General features: G+C 68.6%; 6 protein-coding genes and 1 pseudogene. 4 read left to right on the top strand and 3 right to left on the bottom strand.

Features of this window, described 5'->3' with window-relative positions:
• Window positions 1–313: 313 nt before the first annotated feature.
• Window positions 314–1,390, bottom strand: a complete 1,077-nt coding sequence (locus tag ACZ7OY_RS34110) for a M4 family metallopeptidase (RefSeq protein ID WP_471915043.1) — start codon at window positions 1,388–1,390, stop codon at window positions 314–316.
• A 639-nt stretch (window positions 1,391–2,029) separates the two neighbouring features.
• Here ACZ7OY_RS34110 and ACZ7OY_RS34105 point away from each other — a divergent pair.
• The 4 genes and pseudogenes from ACZ7OY_RS34105 (at window position 2,030) to ACZ7OY_RS34090 (ending at window position 4,206) form a co-directional block, all read left to right on the top strand.
• The gene (locus ACZ7OY_RS34105; RefSeq protein ID WP_471915042.1) at window positions 2,030–2,710 is read left to right on the top strand and encodes a hypothetical protein; all 681 of its coding nucleotides are present in this window, start codon (window positions 2,030–2,032) and stop codon (window positions 2,708–2,710) included.
• A 158-nt stretch (window positions 2,711–2,868) separates the two neighbouring features.
• A complete protein-coding gene (locus tag ACZ7OY_RS34100; protein WP_471915041.1) occupies window positions 2,869–3,480 on the top strand; it encodes a transglycosylase SLT domain-containing protein in 612 nt (203 codons plus the stop codon).
• 90 nt (window positions 3,481–3,570) lie between these two features.
• Window positions 3,571–3,813: pseudogene (locus ACZ7OY_RS34095) on the top strand (peptidoglycan-binding protein); the annotation flags it as partial.
• 36 nt (window positions 3,814–3,849) lie between these two features.
• Window positions 3,850–4,206, top strand: coding sequence for a M23 family metallopeptidase (locus ACZ7OY_RS34090; protein ID WP_471915049.1), 357 nt, complete (start codon window positions 3,850–3,852; stop codon window positions 4,204–4,206).
• A 33-nt stretch (window positions 4,207–4,239) separates the two neighbouring features.
• On the opposite strand, the gene ACZ7OY_RS34085 is transcribed toward ACZ7OY_RS34090, so the two are convergent.
• Window positions 4,240–5,355 carry a DUF2235 domain-containing protein gene (locus tag ACZ7OY_RS34085; protein WP_471915040.1) on the bottom strand — a complete coding sequence of 372 codons (1,116 nt, stop codon included), beginning with the start codon at window positions 5,353–5,355 and terminating at the stop codon, window positions 4,240–4,242.
• A 14-nt stretch (window positions 5,356–5,369) separates the two neighbouring features.
• Window positions 5,370–6,260 (bottom strand): DUF6424 family protein, encoded by an 891-nt coding sequence (locus ACZ7OY_RS34080; protein WP_471915039.1) that lies wholly within the window; start codon window positions 6,258–6,260, stop codon window positions 5,370–5,372.

Genomic DNA, 6,260 nt, shown 5'->3' with positions numbered 1-6,260 from the left:
CAACGTCCTGTGGGCCATGATCCGCGACGGAGCGTGCTACCAAGCCACACCACCGGTCACGGCAGCGGCTTGACAACGTCATTGGGAAGTCTCCTTCGACCATGACTGGGCGCCGCACGGGTGCAGCACCCTCCGGCGAGCCCCGGCCGACCTGCTGCGGCACTGCCTCGCGGTGCTGTCGCCGCGCCGGACTCTGCCTCCATCGTCCGTGCTGATCATCCGGATCACCAGCGGGAAGCCTCCGGACGGCCTACCCGGACGAACCGGGCCGTCGAGCCTCGGACAGCAGGTCAGCCGTTGTCGAAGCCGGGGATCAGCCCCTGGATACGCCCACCGTGTCCCACGCATGGACCACCGCGTCGCGCTGCTGCGGACCGTGGGCGTCGGCGGTGTCCACCGTCAGCCGCGCGAAGGACGTGAAGTCGGCGTCGGGAGTGAGTTCTCCACCGGTGAGCACCTCGTACCAGATGCGGCCGGCCGCGTCCCAGGCATGGCCACCGAGCTGGGCCGCGGTGAGGTAGAAGGCGCGATTGGGAATGCCCGAGTTGATGTGCACGCCGCCGTTGTCGGCGAAGGTGTGCACAAAGTCGTCCATGTGGGCAGGCTGCGGGTCCTTGCCGAGCTCGTCGTCGTCGTAGGCGGTACCGGGCGCCTTCATCGAGCGCAGCGCGACGCCCTGCACGTCGGGACGGAGCAGTTCCTCCCCGATCAGCCAGTTCGCCTCCTCGGCCGTCTCCCCCTTGGCGTACTGCTCGACCAGGGACCCGAAAACGTCGGACAGATGCTCGTTCAGGGCTCCGGACTGTCCCGCGTAGGCCAGGTTGGCCGTGTACTGCGTGACCCCGTGGGTGAGTTCATGGCCGATGACGTCGGGCGACTGGGTGAAGTCGCCGAAGATGCGCCCGTCGCCGTCGCCGAAGACCATCTGCTCGCCGTCCCAGAAGGCGTTGTCGTACTCCTGGAGGTAGTGAACGCTGGCGTCCAGCGGAAGCCCGGAGCCGTCGATGGACAGGCGGGACAGCGTCTGGCGGTAGAAGTCGAAGGTGGCACCGAGGCCGTCGTAGGCGTGGTTGACCGAGGTGTCCGGCACGTCCGCCTCGCCCTCTGCGCGCCTGCGTTTGCCGGGCAGGTCCTGCCGGTGCTCGACATCGCAGATGGTGCGCTGGGGGTGGTCGGCCTCGCGGGCCGCCGGGGCGGCGCTCGTACCGATCTCGGCTGTCAGCCTCCGCTGGACACGCTGTGCCGCGTCGAGTGCCAGGGTGTGGCGGGCAGGCTCGCGCAGAGACGGGTTCTCGGCACGGGCCAGGTGGTTGAGCAGATGCGGTGGCACGATCGCACACGGCGTCGCGGCCGCGGGCCTGAGGATGGCTCCTCGGATGTCGTCGCTCATGGGATGCGCTCCGATTCGGTGCGGATGACGGTGTGGACAGCAGCGGCGCACCTCGTCCGCCCGACGCTCACAGCCCTGCGCGCACCCCAAGTCGAGCCAGTGACAACGATGCTGTCGGCCCATCAGATTGCGCTACGAGCCGTCGACACCCGCGTCGGACAAGGGCGCGGACATCGTGGCCGGCAGGAAGACCGTGCGAAGTCGACGTGATCACTACCCGAAGGGCACGCACATCCGCCACTTGGGATGTCGCGGCGTACGGGCGCCTCCACCCGGAAGATGATCGGTCGCTCTGCCGTGAGCGTGGGATTCTCCCCTTCCAGGGGATCACGCTCCGGCTTCGACGGGCGATTTCTGCGCGCGCGTGCTATGAGCCCAGTTTCCGCCAGACATGACAAGCCCGCAACTCCGTGTCCGGCCGCTCCGGACACGGCCGGCCGTCACCGCCGGGTCCAGCCCGCCCGGACGCGGTCCCGGCCACCGCCCCGCCCTGCGTACGCCATGCCGGACCGTCGACGATATCGACGCCAATTCCGCATGCACCAGCAAGAGTTGCCCCAGCCTACCGTCTCGACGAGGTATCCCGGCTGGAACGGATCTGCGGTCGCACGACCCGATCCGGTTCGGCATGCTGGAGACATGCCCGAGGTATGGATGTCACAAGCCATCAAGGCGGACCTGGGCGATCACTCACCGTGTGACCCGGCCTTTCCGCCGAAGGCGATCGCGCATATCACCGCGGACCGGAAGGCCACCGCGGACGCCCCACAGGATCTGCTGTCCTTCGCCCGCCTCCAGAGCTTCTTCACCCACGGCGGCAAGGACCTGGCACCGCATATCCTGTGGGATCCCTTCACCGGCGCTCTCGCGCAGTTCTTCCCGGCCACCTCCCGCAGCAAATCGCTCGAGGACCGGCCGGGCGGTACGCGCACCAACCGGGCGGGCATGGTGGTGCTCCAGATCGAGGCCCTGTTCTTCCCGCACTGCCGTGTCGACGACCGGGTATGCGCAAGGCTGACGGACTCCCCCTGCAAAGGCTGGAGCGAACTCAACGCATGGGTACGCTCCTGGGGCGTTCCGGACGAGTGGCCCATGGGGCGCCCGACCGGCTTCGTCGCGGACCGCTCACCGGACGTCTGGAGCCTGCGCGGCGGCTGGTACGCACACGCCCATGTACCTGAGAACAGTCATGTCGATCCCGGGTCCTGGCCCTCGTTCGCACAGGGCCAGCCGATCAGGGCAGCAGCCGGACTCTCCCACAGTGACGCCAACAGTGCGTCCAGGCGCCCGAGTTGGGACCGGCCCTTCCCTGACGTCTGATCGCAGGCCGCCCGCCGGGCCGCCCGACGGCCGGCCATGTATCGGCCTCCAAGCGGAGGAGGAGCGCGATGGTCGCGATGGTCTCTCTTTCGAACCTACGGTTCGGCAAAACCAACGACGATGTGAAGGCCGTACAGCACGCACTGATCGCAGCCGGTTTGAACATCCCCGCTGGAGCCACGGGCCAGTTCGGCCCGCAGACAAGGTCCGCGTACGCCGCCTGGCAGCGGTCGATCGGCCTCACCGGTTCGACCGCGGACGGATTTCCCGGCTGCTCGTCCCTGACGAAGCTCGGCGCCAGAGCCGGATTCCAGGTGGACTGCCGGCATCACGGCTCGATAGCCAAGGCTTCGGTCCTGTGCACCAGGAACTCCGGGATCGGCGTGGACGAGGACATCGCCCGTCCGTTCGCGCTGGAGGCGTGCGAGCGGACCGGCGCCCCGGCGGCGTGGGTCACGGGAGCGGGCAACGATGCGAACCTGCTCACCCTGATCAGGCGGGAGTCGAGCTTCAACGCCAACGCGGTGAACCAGGGGGATGTGAACGCCACCGGACCGCGGCAGGCGGACGGAGCACGGCTCAACTGCTCCCGCGGATACGCGCAGGTGATTCCCGGCACGTTCGCCGAGCATCATCAGGCGGGCACGCCGAACCGCATCTACGACCCGGTGGCGAACGTGGCGGCCGCCATCAACTACATCTGGCAGAGGTACGGCGACATCTCGCGAGTCCAGCAGGCGAATCCGCACCTCCCGCCGCATGGCTACTGACCCCCGTCCCTGCCGACCTCCCTCTCATGAGATCTGCGTCCCATGAGCAACCGTCGCACTCCATCGAGCCTGTCGAGGAGGAGAATCATGCCTGCGCTGGAGCCGTTCCCTGGAGCGGCGTTCTTCCGTACGGGTCGACGCAGTCCGATCATCACGGCCATGGGCAGACGCCTCGTCGCGGAGAAATGCGGGAAGTACACGACGGGTCCGGGCCCCGCGTGGACCGACATCGACCGCCAGTCCTACGCCGCCTGGCAGAGCAAGATCGGTTTCTCGGCGAGCGACGCCGACGGCATACCCGGTCTGCAGTCCTGGAACCGGCTCAAGGTCCCCGCGACGCGGGGTACGGGCAGTCGCGTCCTCTCTCCCGTGCCGGGACACAACGTGACGACCGCGTATCACAAGCAGGGACGGCACTGGAGCCTGGGCTACCACACGGGTGCGGACTACGCCGCCCCGCAAGGGACGCCCTGTGTCGCCGTCCTCAGCGGTACCGTGCGCTCCGGGGAGGACAAGAGCTTCGGCCACTATCTCGTCCTGAGATCGGGCGGATTCGACTACTGGTACTGCCACTTGTCCCGTCGGGATGTCACCAGCGGTTCGGTCCGGGCCGGACAGCAGCTCGCCGCGGTGGGTACGTCCGGAAACTCCACCGGCCCCCATCTGCATTTCGAGAAGCGCCCGGCCCACGGTCGCTTCGGCTCCGATCTGGCTCCCCTGTGGTGACGTGCACCGACGTCTGACCAAGCCCGTCCAGTCCTACTGGGCGGGCTTGGTCCAGTCGGGGTCGGCCCAGACTCGCGGCTCGCTCGAATCCGGCAGATCCGGACGGTACCCGGGGTCCCGCTCCCGGCGCAGCCGAACGCTCGTGTGCAGCACGGCGTCCTCCGGTACACGGCGCGACCGCCGACCGCCGGCCAGGACCCAGAGCGGACCGTTGTGATGGACAGCCGCGTGGGCGAACTCCTCGGTCACCGCGCACGCGTCGGCGTACGCTCCAGGGCGGAAGACGAGGTCCGGGCAGGCTCCGTCGGTGACCCACTTGAGGGTGACCGTCGAGAGCAGGGGATCGCCCTTCTCATGGGCGAAGGTACCGCCGACATCGCAGTGGACACCGGCGAACCAGACCTCCTGCGCCGTCTCCGTCAGTGGCTCGGGCCGACGTGTCACCAGGAACTCACGGAAGGGGCGCCGCTTCTCGTCGAGGGAGACGGCATGGCGGATGCGAGCGGCGTTGGGGAGCTGGTGGGTGTAGGGCCATTGCAGATCGCCCAGGCGGAGGATTCCCGCCGCCTTCACGGTGTCCCAGACACCGAGGTAGGCGACCGGCAGCGCGTAGCGGGACACCTGTCTCGGATTGTTGGGTTTGACCGCCGCCCACAGCGGCTCCTGGTCCATGACCCGGCAGAAGGCGTGCGAGAACCGGGCCACCTCCCGCTCGCTCTTGTCGATGTCCTGGTTGAAGGCGTACTTGGCCACGGCATAGGGGACGAGATTCTCCGAGCCGACCCGCATGAGTCCGGGCTTGTTGAGCATCCCCACCAGCGCACGGGCGGTGTACGCACCACGGCTGAAGCCGAAGACGTACACGAGATCGCCGGGCTCCCAGTTCCGCATCAAGTACGTGTACGCCTCGGCGAGATTGGCCCTCAGCCCGGTGCCGAACGCGAGACCGCACACGCGGGAGAGCCGACGGCCGACCGGGCCGCGGGCGACCGCCGAGGACATGGTGCCGACACCGGGGTCGTAATACAGGAGCTGGCGGGTCGCGTCGTCCGCCTCCAGCATCTCGAACAGCCGCACCACATTGGTGGGGTTCCGGGCTCCGACCTGATTGCTCGTCCCGTCGAGGCAGATGACGATCCTGCGTGGCATACCGGCTCCTCGTGCTAGCGAGCGCCCGGGTCGTGGTGACGCGTCCCGTCAGCGGCCAGAGGGCCTGCCGCGGTACGTCGGCTCGGGCCGATCTGCCCGGCGAACGCCTGGAGCGCGGCCGAGCTGTTCGGCGGCAGGACCGCCATCAGGCCCAGGTCCTGCGCCTCGGCCAGGGCGTCCGCCGCGCGGCTGCCCTCGGGGACGTGCATCAGACGGACGTGTCCGTCCCCGGAACCCCGGCGGTCCACCGGAGCGACCGCACCGTGGGTGCCGTCGGGCAGGGTCACCCACAGCTGGAAGTCGTCGTACCGGACGAAGTCCGCCCCCTTGACCGGCCAGGGATAGTGGTGCTCGCCGGGCACCTTGGGCAGGATGCCCTGGTGATTGTCGTGGGTCATGGGCACGCACGCGTTGAACAGTGAGTCGGTCCACGCCTCCACACCGTCCGCGTCCGTGATCGGGGTGCGCAGGAGGTCCGCGGCCTCCTCGTAGCCCAGTTCGGCGAGGGCCGGCAGGGTCAGCGGGAAGGCGTCGACGAGTTCGGCGGCTTCCTGCCGCAGGCGGTCGACCTTCACCGGTTCGGCGCAGAACTGCATGCTCCACTCGATGCCCACCCGGGCCCGGTACATCCGCCAGCCGCGCTCTGCCTTGACCCAGAGGCTGCCTCCGTGGTGCATCTCCCAGTGTCCGGAGCCGGTGGGCCGGGAGCCGTACGGCAGATCAGCGTCACTCATCTCGTCGAGAATCTTGTGTGCCGTCTTCTTCGCGGCGCGGAAGAACGACGACTCGAAGCGCTTGGGGTGCTCGACCAGCCGAATCTTCCAGGGATGGCTCTCCGACTCGATCCCGCCCGGCTTGAGCCCGTCGGGAGCGAGGGACGATGCGATGGAACCGGCGCGGGTCAT

This window comes from Streptomyces sp. NPDC107559, from assembly GCF_055657365.1.
This window is presented reverse-complemented; position numbering and strand designations above follow the sequence as displayed.

Excerpts from the sequence above, each read along its gene's own strand:
- ACZ7OY_RS34105 (WP_471915042.1), top strand. The coding sequence starts at position 2,030 with ATGCCCGAGGTATGGATGTCACAAGCCATCAAGGCGGACCTGGGCGAT.
- ACZ7OY_RS34110 (WP_471915043.1), bottom strand. The coding sequence starts at position 1,390 with ATGAGCGACGACATCCGAGGAGCCATCCTCAGGCCCGCGGCCGCGACG.
- ACZ7OY_RS34085 (WP_471915040.1), bottom strand. The coding sequence starts at position 5,355 with ATGCCACGCAGGATCGTCATCTGCCTCGACGGGACGAGCAATCAGGTC.
- ACZ7OY_RS34080 (WP_471915039.1), bottom strand. The coding sequence starts at position 6,260 with ATGACCCGCGCCGGTTCCATCGCATCGTCCCTCGCTCCCGACGGGCTC.